This is a genomic window from Bacteroides sp. GD17, assembly GCF_038448625.1.
In the GTDB taxonomy this organism is placed as follows: domain Bacteria; phylum Bacteroidota; class Bacteroidia; order Bacteroidales; family Bacteroidaceae; genus Bacteroides.
Genome location: NZ_JBCEZS010000015.1, coordinates 51,540 through 68,646 on the forward strand (window position 1 = coordinate 51,540; position 17,107 = coordinate 68,646).

The 17,107-nt window shown below is 48.5% G+C and carries 17 protein-coding genes; 12 read left to right on the forward strand and 5 right to left on the reverse strand.

Going from position 1 to position 17,107, the window contains the following annotated elements:
• Window positions 1-2 precede the first annotated feature (2 nt).
• The 6 genes from asnS to tsf all read left to right on the forward strand — a co-directional run bounded on the left by asnS (window position 3) and on the right by tsf (window position 5,366).
• On the forward strand, window positions 3-1,406 hold the full coding sequence (gene asnS / locus AAE250_RS19345) for an asparagine--tRNA ligase (protein WP_294599273.1): 1,404 nt from the start codon (window positions 3-5) through the stop codon (window positions 1,404-1,406).
• A gap of 151 nt (window positions 1,407-1,557) precedes the next feature.
• The gene (locus AAE250_RS19350; RefSeq protein ID WP_294599270.1) at window positions 1,558-2,049 is read left to right on the forward strand and encodes a DUF4488 domain-containing protein; all 492 of its coding nucleotides are present in this window, start codon (window positions 1,558-1,560) and stop codon (window positions 2,047-2,049) included.
• 291 nt (window positions 2,050-2,340) lie between these two features.
• Window positions 2,341-2,802: a 50S ribosomal protein L13 gene (gene rplM, locus AAE250_RS19355; RefSeq protein ID WP_294599267.1), complete on the forward strand. Its 462-nt coding sequence runs from the start codon at window positions 2,341-2,343 to the stop codon at window positions 2,800-2,802.
• A 6-nt stretch (window positions 2,803-2,808) separates the two neighbouring features.
• The gene (gene rpsI / locus AAE250_RS19360; protein WP_195358294.1) at window positions 2,809-3,195 is read left to right on the forward strand and encodes a 30S ribosomal protein S9; all 387 of its coding nucleotides are present in this window, start codon (window positions 2,809-2,811) and stop codon (window positions 3,193-3,195) included.
• A 192-nt stretch (window positions 3,196-3,387) separates the two neighbouring features.
• Window positions 3,388-4,224 carry a 30S ribosomal protein S2 gene (rpsB, locus tag AAE250_RS19365; RefSeq protein ID WP_294599262.1) on the forward strand — a complete coding sequence of 279 codons (837 nt, stop codon included), beginning with the start codon at window positions 3,388-3,390 and terminating at the stop codon, window positions 4,222-4,224.
• A 149-nt stretch (window positions 4,225-4,373) separates the two neighbouring features.
• Window positions 4,374-5,366, forward strand: coding sequence for a translation elongation factor Ts (gene tsf / locus AAE250_RS19370; RefSeq protein WP_294599259.1), 993 nt, complete (start codon window positions 4,374-4,376; stop codon window positions 5,364-5,366).
• Between the two features lie 89 nt (window positions 5,367-5,455).
• Here tsf and AAE250_RS19375 read toward each other — a convergent pair whose 3' ends face one another.
• Window positions 5,456-5,803, reverse strand: a complete 348-nt coding sequence (locus AAE250_RS19375) for a translation initiation factor (protein WP_294599257.1) — start codon at window positions 5,801-5,803, stop codon at window positions 5,456-5,458.
• A gap of 111 nt (window positions 5,804-5,914) precedes the next feature.
• Here AAE250_RS19375 and AAE250_RS19380 point away from each other — a divergent pair, with 111 nt between their 5' ends.
• The 6 genes from AAE250_RS19380 (at window position 5,915) to AAE250_RS19405 (ending at window position 12,677) form a co-directional block, all read left to right on the forward strand.
• Entirely contained in the window at window positions 5,915-8,419 is a 2,505-nt protein-coding gene (locus AAE250_RS19380; protein WP_294599255.1) for a DUF5686 family protein, read from the forward strand.
• 105 nt (window positions 8,420-8,524) lie between these two features.
• A complete protein-coding gene (locus AAE250_RS19385) occupies window positions 8,525-9,181 on the forward strand; it encodes a redox-sensing transcriptional repressor Rex (protein WP_294599253.1) in 657 nt (218 codons plus the stop codon).
• Window positions 9,181-9,798, forward strand: a complete 618-nt coding sequence (locus tag AAE250_RS19390) for a fumarylacetoacetate hydrolase family protein (protein WP_294599251.1) — start codon at window positions 9,181-9,183, stop codon at window positions 9,796-9,798. Before AAE250_RS19385 ends, AAE250_RS19390 begins: the two co-directional genes overlap by 1 nt.
• Before the next feature lie 82 nt (window positions 9,799-9,880).
• A complete protein-coding gene (ispF, locus tag AAE250_RS19395) occupies window positions 9,881-10,369 on the forward strand; it encodes a 2-C-methyl-D-erythritol 2,4-cyclodiphosphate synthase (protein WP_294599248.1) in 489 nt (162 codons plus the stop codon).
• A 1-nt stretch (window position 10,370) separates the two neighbouring features.
• Window positions 10,371-11,387, forward strand: coding sequence for a metallophosphoesterase family protein (locus tag AAE250_RS19400; RefSeq protein WP_294599246.1), 1,017 nt, complete (start codon window positions 10,371-10,373; stop codon window positions 11,385-11,387).
• A 234-nt stretch (window positions 11,388-11,621) separates the two neighbouring features.
• Window positions 11,622-12,677: a Gfo/Idh/MocA family oxidoreductase gene (locus AAE250_RS19405; RefSeq protein ID WP_294599244.1), complete on the forward strand. Its 1,056-nt coding sequence runs from the start codon at window positions 11,622-11,624 to the stop codon at window positions 12,675-12,677.
• Window positions 12,678-12,701: 24 nt separating this feature from the next.
• Here AAE250_RS19405 and AAE250_RS19410 read toward each other — a convergent pair whose 3' ends face one another.
• The 4 genes from AAE250_RS19410 to AAE250_RS19425 form a co-directional block, all read right to left on the reverse strand.
• A complete protein-coding gene (locus tag AAE250_RS19410) occupies window positions 12,702-13,553 on the reverse strand; it encodes an exodeoxyribonuclease X C-terminal domain-containing protein (RefSeq protein WP_294599241.1) in 852 nt (283 codons plus the stop codon).
• 46 nt (window positions 13,554-13,599) lie between these two features.
• Window positions 13,600-14,508, reverse strand: coding sequence for a DMT family transporter (locus AAE250_RS19415; RefSeq protein ID WP_294599240.1), 909 nt, complete (start codon window positions 14,506-14,508; stop codon window positions 13,600-13,602).
• 21 nt (window positions 14,509-14,529) lie between these two features.
• Window positions 14,530-15,819 carry an ATP-binding protein gene (locus tag AAE250_RS19420; protein ID WP_294599238.1) on the reverse strand — a complete coding sequence of 430 codons (1,290 nt, stop codon included), beginning with the start codon at window positions 15,817-15,819 and terminating at the stop codon, window positions 14,530-14,532.
• A gap of 90 nt (window positions 15,820-15,909) precedes the next feature.
• Window positions 15,910-16,944 (reverse strand): porin, encoded by a 1,035-nt coding sequence (locus AAE250_RS19425; RefSeq protein ID WP_342289306.1) that lies wholly within the window; start codon window positions 16,942-16,944, stop codon window positions 15,910-15,912.
• Window positions 16,945-17,107 lie beyond the last annotated feature (163 nt).

The following is a 17,107-nucleotide window of genomic DNA, read 5'->3' on the forward strand; positions in this document are numbered from 1 at the left end:
TTATGGAAAAGATTAGTAGAACAAAGATTGTTGACCTGTTGAAGCGCGAAGATTTTGGCGCTATGGTCAACGTGAAAGGCTGGGTTCGCACCCGCAGAGGTAGTAAGCAAGTAAACTTTATCGCGCTGAATGACGGTTCTACAATAAATAATGTGCAGGTGGTAGTAGATTTGGGCAACTTCGATGAAGATATGCTGAAGGACATCACTACCGGTGCTTGTTTGAGTGTGAACGGCGTGCTGACGGAATCGGTAGGTTCCGGACAGAAAGCCGAGATACAAGCCCGTGAAATAGAAGTGCTGGGAACTTGCGACAATACATATCCGTTGCAGAAGAAAGGACACTCCATGGAGTTTCTCCGCGAGATTGCCCATCTGCGTCCCCGTACCAATACATTCGGTGCAGTGTTCCGCATCCGTCATAACATGGCGATTGCCATCCATCAATTCTTCCATGAAAGAGGTTTCTTCTATTTTCATACGCCTATCATCACGGGTTCCGACTGCGAAGGCGCCGGCCAGATGTTTCAGGTGACAACGAAGAACCTGTACGACTTGAAGAAGGACGAGAACGGTTCCATTATTTATGATGACGACTTTTTCGGAAAGCAGGCAAGCTTGACGGTTTCCGGACAGTTGGAAGGTGAGCTCGCTGCTACGGCATTGGGTGCCATCTATACATTCGGTCCTACGTTCCGTGCCGAGAACTCCAATACTCCCCGCCACTTGGCAGAGTTCTGGATGATTGAGCCGGAAGTTGCGTTCAACGATATTACGGACAATATGGATTTGGCGGAAGACTTCATCAAATACTGTGTGCAGTGGGCTTTGGACAACTGTGCCGATGATGTGAAGTTCCTCAACGATATGTTCGACAAGGGCTTGATTGAACGTCTGCAAGGCGTATTGAAGGAAAGCTTTGTTCGTTTGCCTTATACGGAAGGCATCAAGATATTGGAAGATGCCGTTGCTAAAGGACACAAGTTTGAGTTCCCGGTATACTGGGGAGTCGACCTGGCTTCAGAGCACGAGCGCTATCTGGTGGAAGACCACTTCAAGCGTCCGGTTATCCTGACTGACTATCCGAAGGAGATCAAGGCGTTCTATATGAAGCAGAATGAAGACGGCAAGACCGTGCGTGCCATGGACGTGTTGTTCCCGAAGATTGGTGAAATCATTGGCGGTTCCGAGCGCGAATCCGACTACAACAAGCTGATGACGCGTATCGACGAACTCCACATCCCGATGAAGGATATGTGGTGGTATCTTGATACCCGTAAGTTCGGTACATGTCCTCATTCCGGTTTCGGTCTGGGATTCGAGCGTCTGTTGCTGTTCGTGACAGGTATGACGAATATCCGCGACGTGATACCGTTCCCGCGTACTCCGCGCAACGCAGAATTTTAATCATTCTGAAATAAAATACTTCTAAAAAAGAAGTCCGCACAAACTTTGCGTTGTGTGGGCTTTTTTTATGCCCAAAAGTGTTATTTTCTCAAAAGAAATCTTTATATTTGTGACACATGGAACGGCATAACCTAATCAATACCATATGAATATGAAACGGAAGTATTTCTTTACCATGCTTGCAGCGATGCTGCTTGCGGTAGCAGGAGCCAAGGCGCAGGAAAGTGCAAACTTTAAACCCGCCGATTTAACAGGTATCTGGCAGTTGTGCCACTATGTGTCCGAAATTCCGGATGTTCCCGGAATATTGAAGCCGAGCAATACATTCAAAGTCTTGAGTGATGACGGCCGTATCGTCAACTTTACAATTATTCCCGGTTCGGATGCCATCATCACGGGCTACGGTACTTATCGGCAGTTGACGGACAATTCTTATAAAGAAAGCATTGAGAAGAACATCCATCTGCCCATGCTGGACCATAAGGACAATGTACTGGAATTTGAAATGGGTGAAGACGGGGTGATGTATCTGAAATATTTCATAGCCAAAGATTTGAATGGGAATGAATTGAATACCTGGTTTCACGAAACATGGAAACGGGTGAACATGCCGGCTAAATTTCCCGAAGATCTTGTTCGGTAACGGTAAATATATGCTCTTATCCTGAAGAGGAAGAGCGGTCGGAATAGTCCTCTGGGGAAGTGTAAACTACCTCGGAGGATTACTTTTTTTATTGTATATCAGCCGGGTGGCTTCCTAAAAAAAAGAAGAAAATCTTTGCCAGTTATTAGAAAAACCGTACCTTTGCAAGCCGATTATTATCTCAAAAGGATAAGCATTTAATTCATAGCGAGTTAATCATCCATAGTCCGGGACGGTTGGCTTGTGGTGAAGAGAATATTTTAGTAGTAACATTTAAAAAAACAATTAAGAGTGGATACTTTAAGTTACAAGACCATTTCTGCAAACAAAGCTACAGTGACTAAAGAATGGGTCATTGTTGACGCTACAGACCAGGTTTTAGGCCGTCTGGGCGCAAAAGTTGCGAAACTGTTGAGAGGAAAGTATAAACCAAACTTTACCCCTCACGTAGATTGTGGCGATAATGTAATCATTATCAATGCCGACAAAGTAAAATTAACCGGTAACAAGTGGAATGACAAGGTATATCTGTCATATACAGGTTATCCCGGCGGTCAGAGAGAAATCACTCCTGCTCGTTTGCAGGCAAAACCGAACGGTGATGACAAGTTGCTGAGAAAAGTAGTAAAGGGTATGCTGCCTAAGAATAAATTGGGCGCTAAATTGCTGAGCAATATGTACGTATATGCCGGCAGCGAGCACAAACACGATGCTCAGAGCCCGAAAATGATTGATATTAACGCACTTAAATAAGAGATAATGGAAGTAGTAAATGCATTAGGCAGACGTAAACGTGCAATTGCACGCATTTTCGTAAGCGAAGGTACTGGAAAGATTACTATTAACAAGAGAGACCTCGCAGAGTACTTTCCATCAACTATTCTTCAGTATGTAGTTAAACAACCGTTGAACAAGCTGGGTGTTGCTGAAAAGTACGACATCAAGGTTAACCTCTGCGGTGGTGGATTCACCGGACAGTCTCAGGCTTTGCGTTTGGCTATCGCCCGTGCACTGGTGAAGATGAATGCTGAAGACAAGGCTGCTCTCCGCGCTGAAGGCTTCATGACTCGCGATCCGCGTTCTGTTGAGCGTAAGAAACCGGGACAACCGAAAGCACGTCGTAGATTCCAGTTCAGTAAACGTTAATCAGTTTGAGTTAACAAGTGGACAAGTTAACGAGTGGGCAAGGTTTTGTCTCGCCAACTGTCAACTGATGACCGCGTAAACTGAACAGCGTTTAGTATCTAAACTACCGGGACTCTTCATTTGGACAGGCTACCCGGCGGTTGGTTTAGAAGAAACAAAAAAGAAAGTAAACGAATTAAAGATTAAAACAAAATGTCAAGAACAAATTTTGATACATTATTGGAGGCTGGTTGCCACTTCGGTCACTTGAAAAGAAAGTGGAACCCGGCAATGGCTCCTTACATCTTCATGGAGCGCAATGGTATTCATATCATTGACCTCAACAAGACGGTTGCTAAAATAGACGAAGCTGCTGAAGCTTTGAAGCAAATCGCTAAATCAGGAAAGAAAGTCCTGTTTGTTGCTACTAAAAAACAAGCTAAGCAGGTGGTTGCCGACAAGGCTGCATCTGTAAATATGCCTTATGTAATCGAGCGTTGGCCGGGTGGTATGTTGACTAACTTCCCGACTATCCGTAAGGCTGTGAAGAAAATGGCTACTATCGACAAATTGACAAGCGATGGTACTTACTCAAACCTTTCTAAGAGAGAAATTCTGCAAATCTCCCGTCAACGTGCTAAGTTGGACAAGACTTTGGGCTCAATTGCTGACCTGACTCGTCTGCCGTCTGCTCTGTTCGTGATCGACGTAATGAAAGAGAACATTGCAGTTCGCGAAGCTAACCGTCTGGGTATTCCTGTATTCGGTATCGTTGATACGAATTCTGACCCGACGAACATTGACTTCGTAATTCCGGCTAACGACGACGCTACCAAGTCAGTAGAAGTTATCCTTGACGCTTGCTGCGCTGCTATGCAGGAAGGTCTGGAAGAACGCAAAGCTGAAAAGGTAGATATGGAAGCTGCCGGCGAAGCTCCTGCCAACAAAGGCAAGAAGAAAGTTGCGAAAGCAAGACTCGACAAATCTGACGAGGAAGCAATCAATGCAGCAAAGGCTGCTGCTTTCATGAAGGAAGACGAAGAGGCTTAATTATATAAGTAGCTGGTAGTAAGTAGTTGGTAGTAAGTAGAGGATGCTCTATTTGCTGACTTAGGTAAGCAGTACATTCCCCTACTTGCTACTAACTACTGACTGCTAACTACTTTTTTTATTAATTCTAAAATATAAAGGAAAATATTATGGCTGTAACAATGGCTGATATAACCAAGCTCCGCAAGATGACCGGTGCTGGTATGATGGATTGCAAGAATGCTTTGACTGAGGCAGAAGGCGATTTCGACAAGGCAATGGAAATTATCCGTAAGAAAGGACAGGCTGTTGCCGCTAAGCGTTCAGACCGCGAGGCTTCTGAAGGTTGCGTTTTGGCTAAGACTACCGGTGACTTTGCCGTTATCATAGCTTTGAAGTGCGAAACTGACTTTGTAGCTCAGAATGCTGACTTCATCAAACTGACTCAAGATATTCTGGATCTTGCTGTAGCTAACAAGTGCAAGACATTGGACGAAGTAAAAGCGCTTCCGATGGGCAATGGTACTGTACAGGATGCTGTAGTTGACCGTAGCGGTATCACGGGTGAAAAGATGGAACTTGATGGTTACATGACCGTAGAGGGTGCACAAACTGTTGTTTACAATCACATGAATAGAAATGGTCTTTGCACCATCGTTGCTTTCAACAAGGTAGTTGACGAGCAGTTGGCAAAGCAAGTGGCTATGCAGATTGCTGCCATGAACCCGCTTGCAATTGACGAAGACGGCGTTTCTGAAGAAGTGAAGCAGAAAGAAATCGAAGTTGCCATTGAGAAGACAAAAGCAGAACAAGTACAGAAGGCTGTAGAAGCTGCTCTGAAGAAAGCAGGTATCAATCCTGCTCACGTAGACAGCGAAGACCACATGGAAAGCAATATGTCCAAAGGTTGGATTACAGCTGAAGATGTAGCAAAGGCAAAAGAGATCATTGCTACCGTTTCTGCTGAAAAGGCTGCACATCTGCCCGAGCAGATGATTCAGAACATTGCCAAGGGTCGTCTGGGCAAGTTCTTGAAAGAAGTTTGTTTGCTGAACCAGGAAGACATTATGGACGCTAAGAAGACAGTTAGAGAAGTGCTGAAAGAAGCAGATCCTGAACTGAAGATCGTAGACTTCAAGCGTTTCACTTTGCGCGCTGAATAAGTTTCTGTTCTGATAGAAATAAATGTAAAAACGGTCGCACGGAATTATCCGTAGCGGCCGTTTTTCGTATCCGTTTCAGAAGGGATAGATTATCCTATCGGTTTGGTTTGCGTATATCCTTCTTTTTTAAGCAGTTCCAGTACTTTTAACTTGAAGTCACCTTGCACGATGATTTCCCCGTCCTTGGCACTTCCGCCTACACCGCATTTGCTTTTCAGTAACTTTCCCAGTTCCTTCAGGTCATTGTCCGTGCCGACGAAGCCGGTGACGAGGGTAACGACTTTGCCGCCCCGGTTCTTGCGGTCCAGTTGTACGCGCAGGCGTTGCTGTGCAGCCGGAAGTGTGGTTTGTTCCTCATCATCTTCCATCTCGTAACCATAATCCGGGTTGGTGGAATACACTATATTCAGCCGGTCTTTCCAATCATTATTCTTCATATTCTATTTATTTAGGAAGATCAAAAGTAATATTTTGCCCGGAATCTTGCAATCTTTTGGTACTTTTGTCGTCCAATAAGAAGATGAATACTACATTAAAATGTAAAAAGCATGAAAAGATTTATCTGGCTATTCTTTTTGAACTTCATAACTATTCTTTCTTTCGGGCAAACCTTCAAAGGCTCCGTGGTCGATGATGCCGGCAATCCGATTCCCTATGCCGCCCTTTATCTGCGCGAAACCAAGTCCGGCTTTACTACCGATGAGCACGGACGCTTTCAGACCAAGCTTTCTGCCGGACAATATACCTGCGATGTATCTTCGCTGGGGTTCACTTCCCAAAGCTTCTCTTTCCGGATGCCTGAACACGATTATGAGAAGAACATCACCCTTGCCGAGCGTGTCTATTCCCTGCCGGAAGTCAATATAGTGAAAGGTGGCGAGGACCCTGCCTATGCCGTGATGCGTAAGGCCATAGCACGCGCTTCTTATTATCGTACCCAGGTAAAAGGCTTTACCGCAGGGACTTATCTCAAAGGCACGGGGAAGGGGACAGCTATCCCCGCTATACTGAAACTCTCCAAAGAGGTGCGGAAAGAATCGAAAGAGCTGCTGGGAAAGCTGTTTTTGCTGGAAGAGCAACAGATAGTGACCTTCAAGGCGCCCAACGTTTGGAGCAAACGCGTCCTGGCATCCAAGAACTCCTTTCCGGAAGAATTCCAGATTGATATGGGGCTGACTACAATCAACTTCTATGCACCGGAAGTCTTCGGCAAGGTTTCCCCGTTGAACCCCAAAGCCTTCTCGTTCTACCGCTTCAGACTGGACGGCTATTTTATGGAAAACGGGCGGATGGTCAATAAGATACGCGTCATCCCCAGACGTGCGGATGCCCGACTGATGGAGGGAGATTTGTTTATCGTCGAAAATTTGTGGTGCGTCTCCGCCATCGATGTCAACGTGCGGGGCAGTGGAATGAAGGCGAAGGCCAAAGTCATTTGCAAAGAAGTGCAGCCGGATATCTTCCTGCCGGTTTCTACCACGATGTCCACTACTATCGACGCCATGGGCTTCAAGGCCGAAGCGTCCTACCTGGCAGCCGTGCACTATACCGATATAAAGACCGACGTGAAGCAAGTGCCGAAAACTACCGAACCGGCGAAAGCCTCTGAACCGGCAAAGAAGGTGCTGGCCGATGCCACGCCCCCGAAGCAACATAAATACGAACGGCCTGCAAGGCGCGTAAGGGCAAATACGCAGATAGATTCGCTGGCCGACAAGAAAGATGCTCTTTATTGGGACACGGTGCGCAGCGTTCCCTTGCGGCAGGAAGAACTGCAAAGCTATCAGTACAAGGAAGTGAAGACTCTGCAAAAAGACTCTTTGGATAAGATAAACCCTCGTAAACCGGGAGGCGAAGGCGGTGTAGTGAGCACTTTTCTGTTTGGAAAGACCTTCACCACCCACAATAAAAAGGCTTGGCTGACACTGTCGAACTTTACCTCCTATATCCCCGAATATAACTTCGTCGACGGCTTCTGGCTGGGGGCAAAACTGAAGATGGGTATTGACCTCTCCTCCTCTTCCTCGCTTCGCTTTACACCTTCCTTCTACTATACCACCGCCCGCAAGGACTGGGTGGGGCAGGGCGAGTTGACTTTGGATTATGCTCCCCGGCGTTTGGGCCGTTTGTCATTTGCGGGAGGTACCACCTCTGCCGATTATAACGGCGAGAGTGGTGAGTCACGCCTGATAAACGCCTTTTCCAGCGCACTGTTCGGGCACAATCATATCAAGTTCTACAAGCAGACATTCCTCACTGCCAGCCATGCCATAGAGCCCCTCAACGGATTGCTCTTTTCCTCCTCCCTCTCCTGGCAGCGCAGGAGTATGCTGGACAACCATATTCACCATAGTTGGTTCAAAAGAACAGCCGAACCGAACATCCCGGAAAACCGCTCCTTCTGCCCGATGCCCGGTAATGATCTGCTGAAAGCCTCGTTCGGCTTGGAGTACACCCCGGCGCACTATTACCACATGTCCCAAGGCAAGAAGGTGTACGAAGATTCCCGCTATCCCACTTTCTCCGTGCAGTACGACCGTGCCTTCCCCGTGGACGGCAGCCGTTACCTCACTTCCTACCATCTGATGCAGTTCTCCGCCAGGCAGAAGGTAGAATTCGGTATGTTCAACCGCCTGCTATGGTCGGTCAATGCAGGTTCGTTCTGGGATGCAAAGCACCTGCAATTCCCCGACTTCAAGCACATTGCATCCACCGACCTTTGGGTGACGGAACGCTCGTTCGACGTCGGCTTCAACCTGCTCGATAACTATGCTTTGTCCACCAACACCCGTTGGGCGCAGGCCAATGTCTCCTGGTACACCCCCTATCTGCTTCTCAAGCAGCTTCCTTTCCTTTCGGACAAGCTCTTCGACGAAGCGTTGCACCTCCGTTCCATCGCTCTTTACAAGCAGCGTCCCTATACCGAAGTGGGTTATTCGGCAGGCTTGCCGGGCGTGGCGCGTATCGGTGTATTTGTGGGATTCGAGCGCCTGAAGTACCGTTCGGTGGGAGTTTCCCTCAGTTTGCCTTTGCTGCAATCTGCGTCCCGATAGTAGTTTTGTGGAATTTATGTTAAGCTTTTAATCCATCCGTACGTCGGATTAGAAAAAAAACTGTATTTTTGTCAATCTCAAAATCCAGAACTTAAATAAAAGGCTATGAGCAGTTCGTTACAGAAAAAAGAAACCATGAAGGTGCCGGAACCCACCTTGCGCCGTCTTCCGTGGTACCTTTCGAATGTAAAGTTGCTGAAACAGAAAGGCGAGCGCTTCGTATCGTCCACTCAGATATCCAAGGAAATCAATATCGATGCTTCGCAGATAGCGAAAGACTTGTCGTACGTCAACATCTCCGGCCGTACGCGCGTGGGCTACGAGGTCGATACACTGATTGCCGTGCTGGAAGACTTCCTGGGATTTACCAATATACATAAAGCTTTTCTATTCGGTGTGGGAAGCCTGGGAGGCGCCTTGCTGCGCGACTCCGGTCTGAGCCACTTCGGCCTGGAGATTGTGGCGGCGTTCGACGTCAACCCGGAGCTGGTGGGCACCATGCTGAACGGCATTCCCATCTACCATTCCGACGACTTCAAGCAGAAGATGCAGGAGTACGACGTCAACATCGGTGTGCTGACAGTCCCCATCGAGATAGCGCAGCAGATTACGAATACCATGGTGGAGGGCGGCATCAAGGCCGTGTGGAACTTCACCCCGTTCCGTATCCGCGTACCGGAGAACATTGTCGTTCAGAATACTTCCCTCTATGCCCATCTGGCAGTGATGTTTAACCGGTTGAACTTTAACGAAATCAAGTAATGAAGATTATTGCTGTAGGAATGAACTATGCCCTGCATAACCAAGAGCTGGGGCACACGCAGGAAAACAAAGAACCTGTCATCTTCTTGAAGCCCGACTCGGCCCTGCTGAAGGACGGGAAACCTTTCTTTATCCCCGATTTCTCCAACGAAGTACATTACGAAACGGAAGTTGTGGTACGCATCTGCCGTTTGGGAAAGAACATTGCGCCGCGCTTTGCGCATCGCTATTACGATGCAGTGACGGTGGGCATCGACTTTACGGCACGCGACTTGCAACGCCGGTTCCGCGAGGCAGGCAATCCGTGGGAGCTCTGCAAGGGGTTCGATAACTCGGCAGCCATCGGCACGTTCGTTCCTTTGGAGCAGGCAGGCGGCGATGTGCAGAACCTGGACTTCCGCCTGACGATTGATGAAAAGGAAATGCAACACAGCAATACTTCGAACATGCTCTTCAAAGTCGATGACATCATTGCTTACGTCAGCCGCTTCATGACGTTGAAAATCGGTGACTTACTGTTTACGGGTACGCCTGCGGGGGTAGGTCCCGTCAGTGTGGGGCAGCATCTGCAAGGATATCTGGGCGCGGAGAAAGTGCTCGACTTCCACATCCGTTAGTAATCTTCAGTTTATTTTTTGTTGTCACTTCGCTTTTTTTCCGTACTTTCGTGTATTCATAATATTAAATAGGATAAACAATATGAAGATACGCGTAGGTTTTGGCTTCGATGTCCACCAGTTGGTGGCGGGGCGTGAACTTTGGTTGGGTGGCATTCGCCTGGAACATGAAAAAGGCTTGTTGGGACATTCGGATGCGGATGTGCTTATCCACGCCATTTGCGATGCGTTGCTGGGTGCGGCGAATATGCGCGACATCGGTTACCACTTCCCCGATACGGCAGGCGAGTTCAAGAATATCGACAGCAAGGTGCTGCTGAAGAAAACCGTAGCACTTATCGCAACCAAAGGCTATTCCGTCGGCAATATTGATGCTACCATCTGCGCCGAACGCCCCAAGCTGAAAGCCCATATACCGGAAATGCAACGTACCCTTGCCGCTGTGATGGGGGTTGATGAAGATGATGTTTCCATCAAGGCCACTACTACGGAGAAGCTCGGCTTTACCGGCAGGGAAGAGGGGATCTCGGCGTATGCAACGGTGCTGATTTCTAACTTAAAACTACTATAGTATGAAGAAAATCTCTTTAACCCTTTGCCTGGCGTTCTTTTCCGCCTTGTTCTGCCGGGCACAAGTATCTCCTTTGCAGTTCAACAAGAACGGTGAGTTTAAAATCGTTCAGTTTACAGATGTTCATTTCAAGTATGGCAACCCGGCTTCGGACATAGCCTTGAAACGTATTGGCGAGGTGCTCGATGCCGAACACCCCGATTTGGTCATCTTTACGGGCGATGTAGTCTACGCCGCCCCTGCCGATACCGCGATGCGTACCGTCCTTGCCTGTGCTTCCGACCGTAAAATCCCTTTCGTCGTAACCTTTGGCAACCACGACAACGAGCAAGGCAAAACGCGTGCCGAACTCTACGACGTCATCCGCTCCATGCCTTTCAACATCCAGCCCGACCGTGGCGGTGTGGAATCTCCCGACTATATCCTCACCTTGAAATCCTCGGATAGCAAGAAAGATGCCGCCCTGCTCTATTGCCTCGACTCCCATTCCTATTCCCAACTTCCCGATGTGAAAGGCTACGACTGGCTCACCTTCGACCAAATAAACTGGTATCGCCAGCAAAGTGCCGCCCACACGGCAAAGAACGGCGGACAGCCTCTGCCTGCTTTGGCTTTCTTCCACATCCCTCTGCCCGAATACAACGAAGCCGCTTCCGATGAAAATGCCATCCTGATAGGCACGCGTATGGAAAAAGCCTGCGCTCCGGCACTGAATACGGGTATGTTCACCGCCATGAAAGAAGCCGGCGACGTGATGGGCGTTTTTGTAGGTCACGACCACGATAACGATTACGCCGTCATGTGGAAAGGCATCCTCCTGGCTTACGGCCGCTTCACCGGCGGAAATACCGAATACAACCATCTGCCCAACGGTGCCCGCGTCATCGTAATGAAAGAAGGTGCCCGTACCTTCACTACCTGGATTCGTACCAAAGGCGGTGAGATTGTGGACAAGACCGTATATCCCGACAGTTACGTAAAGGATGATTGGCGCAAGCGCCCATTGGTAACGGAGTAGGAACACTATTCCTTATGATGCACAAGATGGCATCTTATGTTGCTCAAGATGGCATCTTGTGTAGCATAAGATGCCATCTTGTGCAATGGAACTCTTACTCTTCTCCCCGCCAGCAATATTGCATAAGCATCAGCACACTGCTGCTTCTTCCCACCAACACTATTATTCTCGCTCCATAACACTGCTTTGCTGCATAAAATTACTAATTTTGTGAGCAGTAAAAGAATATAAGTTATGGATAAGATTAGAACCGGATTAGCTGCTTACGGAATGTCGGGCCGCGTGTTTCATGCCCCCTTCATCTCCACCAACCCCCATTTTGAACTGACTGCCATTACGGAGCGCAGCAAGGAACTCTCCCGCGAGAGATACCCCGACGCCCGCATCGTCCGCAGTTTCGACGAACTTATTGGCCTGGACGAACTAAACCTGGTCGTAGTCAATACTCCCGACTGTACACATTATGAATATGCCCGTCGCGCCCTCCAAGCCGGCAAGCACGTCATTGTAGAGAAACCTTTCACCACTACCGTGGCAGAAGCGGAAGAACTTGTAGCGCTTGCCGCCGAAAAGGGATTAACCCTAAGCGTCTATCAGAACCGCCGGTGGGACTGCGACTTCCTGACCGTGAAGGACATTCTCGCTAAAGGCCTGCTGGGACATCTGGTAGAATTCGAATCCACCTTCCCCCGCTATCGCAACTTCATCAAACCGAATACCTGGAAAGAAACAGGCACCAACGGCGGAGGCCTGACCTACAACCTGGGCGCCCACGTCATAGACCAAGCCGTGCAACTGTTCGGAATGCCCGAAGCAGTGTTTGCCGACATCTCTACCTTGCGCGAAGGCGGTAAAGTAGATGATTACTTCATCATCCATCTCCTGAAACCCTCGAAAGCGCCGGAAGTAAAGATTACCTTGAAAAGCAGTTATCTGATGTGCGAACCCGAACCCCGCTTCGTGCTCCACGGCCGCGAAGGCTCTTATGTGAAGTACGGCCTCGATCCCCAGGAAGCAGCCTTGGTGGATGGTTTGCTGCCCGATACCCCGCATTGGGGCGAAGAAGACAAAGCTCTTTGGGGATTGCTCCATACCGAGAAAGACGGCAAAGTGGTTCGCGAATCCTATCCGAGCCTCCCCGGAGACTATGCAGCCTTTTACGAAAATATCTACCGGCACATCTGCCAGGGAGAACCTTTGCAGAGCGATGCCCGTGAGGTAATCGGCGTTATCCGCCTGATAGAGGCAGCATGGGAGAGCAGCCGGACGCAGAGCGTTGTCCGTATCTGAAAAGCATTGCCGGGCGGCGGCGCTTTATGCCATCTTGATGTACGATAGCCGCGTGTACTTCATATTTCCTATCGTATAGGTACGTGCTACGCGTGCCGATGCTATTTCCACCGTTTCCCCTACTTGGTAAGCATGTTCCACGGCAGGCAGTTGGCACGAGTCTCTGCTTGCCGTTCGTGCGTTTATGCGGCAAGTCACGAAGTTGCCGACGGAATCCCGCAGCTTCAGCACTTGCCGTACATAGAAATAAGGAGTGTTTCCCTTTACCTGCGTCTTGTACGGATTGTCCTCCACCCGCACGCTGAGGACGGTGAGCGTGAGGTTTTCTACTTTATCGCCTACTTTTCCCAGGAAGCGCCCGCCGACGTTGGTCTGGTGCGCCTTTCTCCGTTGCACGTCCAGGTAGACCGAGTGATAGATTTTGGCTATCTGCATGAAGCGTTCCTGCTTGGGGATGCGGGGCTGGAACTTGAAAGCTATCCACGTGAGGTAGGCTGGGTCTATGCGGAGGATTTCGTGCAGGAAGTGTCCGCGGTATTTCCCGAAGGAAACGATATCGTCTCCTTTGCTTTGCATTCTTTTGGCATTGTACTCCACGAGTATCAGCCGTCGGGTGGAGTAGAAGCAGAGCGTGCTTGCCATCCGCAGTGTTTCGTTGATGTCGGTGGAGAGGTCGCAGATGTAGAAGATGGACTGCCGTTCGGGCAGGGGAGAATAAATCCACAAGGAATATCGGGGGTGCTCCGGGCGTGGCAGGACAACAAGATAGGTGCCTTCCTCTTTGAAAGAGGCTCTGCCTTGATTGTACGTGTTTAGTTTACTATACAATAAGTCTTGTTCTGCCTGGGATATACCCGGAATAAGCGGATTAGCCATGCACTGAATTTAGTTTTTTCAAATATACGTTATTTGAAACTTAAATTCAAACTTTTCGGTGGAAATGTTTACCGGGCGAGACGAAATACTGGTTGAAGACAATGCCCGATACTATCAATGCCAGGCCGGCGTAGGTAGTTGCTACAATCCGCTCGTTCAGTATGATGGCGATAAAAAACAATGACAGAAAAGGGGCAAGGTAACACAACTGGTTAATCAGTGCCGGATTGGACGTCTTGCGTATGGCCAGTCCGAAGCATAGGAAAGATATCCCCATCTCGAAACAACCTACATAGATGCCTGCCAGGACGCCCGGTAGGGTGGAGAGGTGTACCTCCATTCCGCAAGCTCCTGCCAGCAGATAGACGGTGCCGAACAAGAAACTCATGAAGAGCGTGACGCTGCCGTCGATCTTATCTTTCAGTTTGTTATTGACGATCCAATAGGATGCCCAAAGGAGGGCGCTTAGTGCTGCCAGGAGCAGTCCGTAAAGAGAAATGCCTGTGTCGCCGATGTTGCCGCTTCCGATGGAAATCAGCGCTACCCCGCCAAGGGAAAGGAACATGCCGATATACTTCTTGGGCGGGATGGGCTGGTGGGCGAATAATGCCAGCAGAACCAGCAATACAATGGGCCAGGCGTAGTTGATGGGCTGCGCCACTTGTGCCGGAAGCAGTGCATAGGCTTTGAAGAGTACCAGATAGTAGGTCACCGGGTTCAGCAATCCCAGGAAGGCGAAGAGTCCCCACTGCCGGGGTGTGAGCCGGGCTATCAGTTTCCACTTCTTCTGGAAGGTTATCAGAAGGGTAAATATCAGCAACGTGGTACAACTGGCTATGAGTAACATCTCGTAGTGAGTGAGGTACGTCAGGGCTATCTTGAAGGAGGTAGCTACTGTGGACCAGCTAAGCACGGCTATGCATGCATATAGGATGGCTTTGGTGTCGTCTTTCATACTATTTGAATTTGTGTAAGATTAGAAACAGAATGCTGCATAGAGGGGGACATTTTCCATCCATTCCTGGTCCCGATAATCAGACATGGAAAGGCGCAGTCCTTTCAGTCCCGGATTATCTTGTACGAACTGTCGCAGGGAGCGGGCACGCACGTTTTCTTCTGCTTTCACTTCCACCGGAATTACGCGCGAGCCGCGTTGCAGCAAGAAGTCTATTTCTCCATCGGACCGTTCACTGCTCCAATAATAGATAAATGTATCAGGATGACCGATAAGCTGTTGTAATACAAACTCTTCGGTAAATGCACCTTTAAACTCTTCAAACACATTGTTGCCTATCAGTATCTGGTCGGCAGGAACTTCGCTCATGCATGCCAGTAAACCACAATCGAGCAAGAATAGTTTGAAGGCCGACAAGTCTTCATAAAATTTCAACGGTAGCTTAGGAGTGCTGACGCGAGGTATCTTATAAACAATGCCACAGTCTATCAGCCACTGAATAGCCAGCTCAAAATCGGCTGCACGCGCGCCCTTTCTCATTGCACCATAAATAAACTTCTTATTCTCCCGGGCAAGTTGCGAAGGAATGGAATTCATTACCATATTGATACGTACCACTTCATTGGCAGGCGCATGTTTGGAGATGTCTTCCCGATAGGCAGTCAAGATGTCCTGCTGCAATCTCCTGACTTCCTGTAGATCTTGCTGCTCTATATATGAACTTACTACGCCGGGCATACCACCCACGTAGTAATATTGCCGTAGAAGTTCAATAAACTTTGTGCGCATGGTACTTATCAATTGCCAATCGTGACTTTCGAGCAATGTTTTCCACTGTCCGTTTCCTTGCGCTTCGAGGAATTCTCCAAAATCCATCGGATATAAATCAATCATATCGACTTTTCCTACCGGAAAAGATGTACCTGGATGCAATGCTATACCTAACAATGAACCGGCTACCATCACATGATATTCTGGAGCGTCTTCACAGAAATACTTCAATGCACCGAGTCCGCGCTTCACTTCCTGTATCTCGTCAAGAATGATAAGCGTCTCGCCCGGCATAGCTTTTATCCCGGAGATGGCTTGTAAAACAAGCAGGATGCGGTTGATGTCATAATCGTTCTCGAACAGATGGGCTACACGAGGCTCATTGTCGCAATTGACATAGATAAAGTTGCGGTACTCATTTTTCCCGAATTCTTTCATAATCCATGTCTTTCCTACCTGCCGGGCACCTCGGAGAATCAGAGGCTTTCGATTACTGTTTTCCTTCCATTTAAGGAGCTCTGTATATACCTTTCGCTTCATAATACACTTTTTCGGAGATAATATAGCGACAAATATACACTTTTTCGGAGATAAAATGATAGAGGCAGCACACTTTTTCGGAGATAGTGATTAGAAGCGCACCATCAATTCCAGCACTATCTTGTCTTGTTCCGATTCTTTAGCAATGCTGTTCTTGGCATAGAAATATTTCTCGTAATTCAACCGCAAGTCTGTGCGGAAGGCTTTGCTGAGGCTGAAGGTGATGCCGCCCGTCAGGCGTTGGCGTTTGTAGTCGGTGACAATCAGTTCGCCTGCTTCATTGGTTGCTTTAGCATCGCTTTGGTCGGTCATCATGTCGTAGCGAAGCAGGAAGGACATTTTGTTGAATACTTTTCGTAGTGGCAGGTCGTAGTTGATGAAGGTGTTTACGGCTTGCACATCGCCGAAGGCATCGTCGGAATATTGCTTGTACAAATATTCTCCTTCGATGTGGAAGCGGTTGAATTCGTAGTAGGCGCCGATGTCATACGACTGCATCCGTACTGCTTCCGGCTTGATACTCTGTATGCTCAATGTCAGATTCAAGCCTTTGGTGAAGAGGAACTGGGCTTTGGCAGAGTAGTTTACCTCTTTGTGCCATTCTTTCTGGTTGGTCAGCCCGGAGCCGTTGAAGATACCGCCTTCTACGGTGATGGGCAGGTCGGTGTCGAAAGTATATCCCAAGGTGACGCCGACGTCGCGTACATTACCCACTTGTTTGGCAATGAACGAACGGTTGGGGAAGTATTGTTGGTGCGGGGAGCGGTGGGCATCAATGGTGAAGGGGACACGCATTTGTCCGGCGGTAACTGTCAAGCCTTTGGAGGGGAAAAGGCGGGTATAGGCATCCAGCATCTTGATTTGCCCTTCGTCCGAGAGGTCGATCTCGGCCTTGTAGGCAACGGTGGGCAGTACATTGCCGGTGAAGCTGACGCGGGCATTGCGGACTTCAAAGCGTCCGGCACCCATAGTGGTCTGATACTCATATTTGGAACGGATGGTTCCGTGAATCTCCGGCAGGTAGTCTTTGGTTTCCAGATTTTCTTTATCAATTTTCTTTCCGTCTTCGTTACTGGCAGACTCTTGGGCATTTACGGCCAATGGCAGTAATGAAAGGAGCATCATCAACGTGTATTTCTTCATAATCTGTTGTTGTCGATTCATTTATCGGCGGCAAAGGTCGGGTGTATATGTTATATCTTTATGTCATATTTGTTGCATTACTGTTACAGAGGCTTTGGTGCCGTCACCTGAAATAGGGTATCGTTTTAATCTTTTACGGTTCGTT

What these genes read in the sequence shown, in the direction of transcription:
- AAE250_RS19415 (WP_294599240.1), bottom strand. Translation starts at nt 14,508, where the DNA reads ATGAAAGACGACACCAAAGCCATCCTATATGCATGCATAGCCGTGCTT.
- AAE250_RS19390 (WP_294599251.1), top strand. Translation starts at nt 9,181, where the DNA reads ATGAAGATTATTGCTGTAGGAATGAACTATGCCCTGCATAACCAAGAG.
- ispF (WP_294599248.1), top strand. Translation starts at nt 9,881, where the DNA reads ATGAAGATACGCGTAGGTTTTGGCTTCGATGTCCACCAGTTGGTGGCG.
- asnS (WP_294599273.1), top strand. Translation starts at nt 3, where the DNA reads ATGGAAAAGATTAGTAGAACAAAGATTGTTGACCTGTTGAAGCGCGAA.
- AAE250_RS19420 (WP_294599238.1), bottom strand. Translation starts at nt 15,819, where the DNA reads ATGAAGCGAAAGGTATATACAGAGCTCCTTAAATGGAAGGAAAACAGT.
- AAE250_RS19350 (WP_294599270.1), top strand. Translation starts at nt 1,558, where the DNA reads ATGAAACGGAAGTATTTCTTTACCATGCTTGCAGCGATGCTGCTTGCG.
- rpsB (WP_294599262.1), top strand. Translation starts at nt 3,388, where the DNA reads ATGTCAAGAACAAATTTTGATACATTATTGGAGGCTGGTTGCCACTTC.
- AAE250_RS19380 (WP_294599255.1), top strand. Translation starts at nt 5,915, where the DNA reads ATGAAAAGATTTATCTGGCTATTCTTTTTGAACTTCATAACTATTCTT.
- rpsI (WP_195358294.1), top strand. Translation starts at nt 2,809, where the DNA reads ATGGAAGTAGTAAATGCATTAGGCAGACGTAAACGTGCAATTGCACGC.
- AAE250_RS19405 (WP_294599244.1), top strand. Translation starts at nt 11,622, where the DNA reads ATGGATAAGATTAGAACCGGATTAGCTGCTTACGGAATGTCGGGCCGC.
- AAE250_RS19410 (WP_294599241.1), bottom strand. Translation starts at nt 13,553, where the DNA reads ATGGCTAATCCGCTTATTCCGGGTATATCCCAGGCAGAACAAGACTTA.
- AAE250_RS19425 (WP_342289306.1), bottom strand. Translation starts at nt 16,944, where the DNA reads ATGATGCTCCTTTCATTACTGCCATTGGCCGTAAATGCCCAAGAGTCT.
- AAE250_RS19400 (WP_294599246.1), top strand. Translation starts at nt 10,371, where the DNA reads ATGAAGAAAATCTCTTTAACCCTTTGCCTGGCGTTCTTTTCCGCCTTG.
- tsf (WP_294599259.1), top strand. Translation starts at nt 4,374, where the DNA reads ATGGCTGTAACAATGGCTGATATAACCAAGCTCCGCAAGATGACCGGT.
- AAE250_RS19375 (WP_294599257.1), bottom strand. Translation starts at nt 5,803, where the DNA reads ATGAAGAATAATGATTGGAAAGACCGGCTGAATATAGTGTATTCCACC.
- AAE250_RS19385 (WP_294599253.1), top strand. Translation starts at nt 8,525, where the DNA reads ATGAGCAGTTCGTTACAGAAAAAAGAAACCATGAAGGTGCCGGAACCC.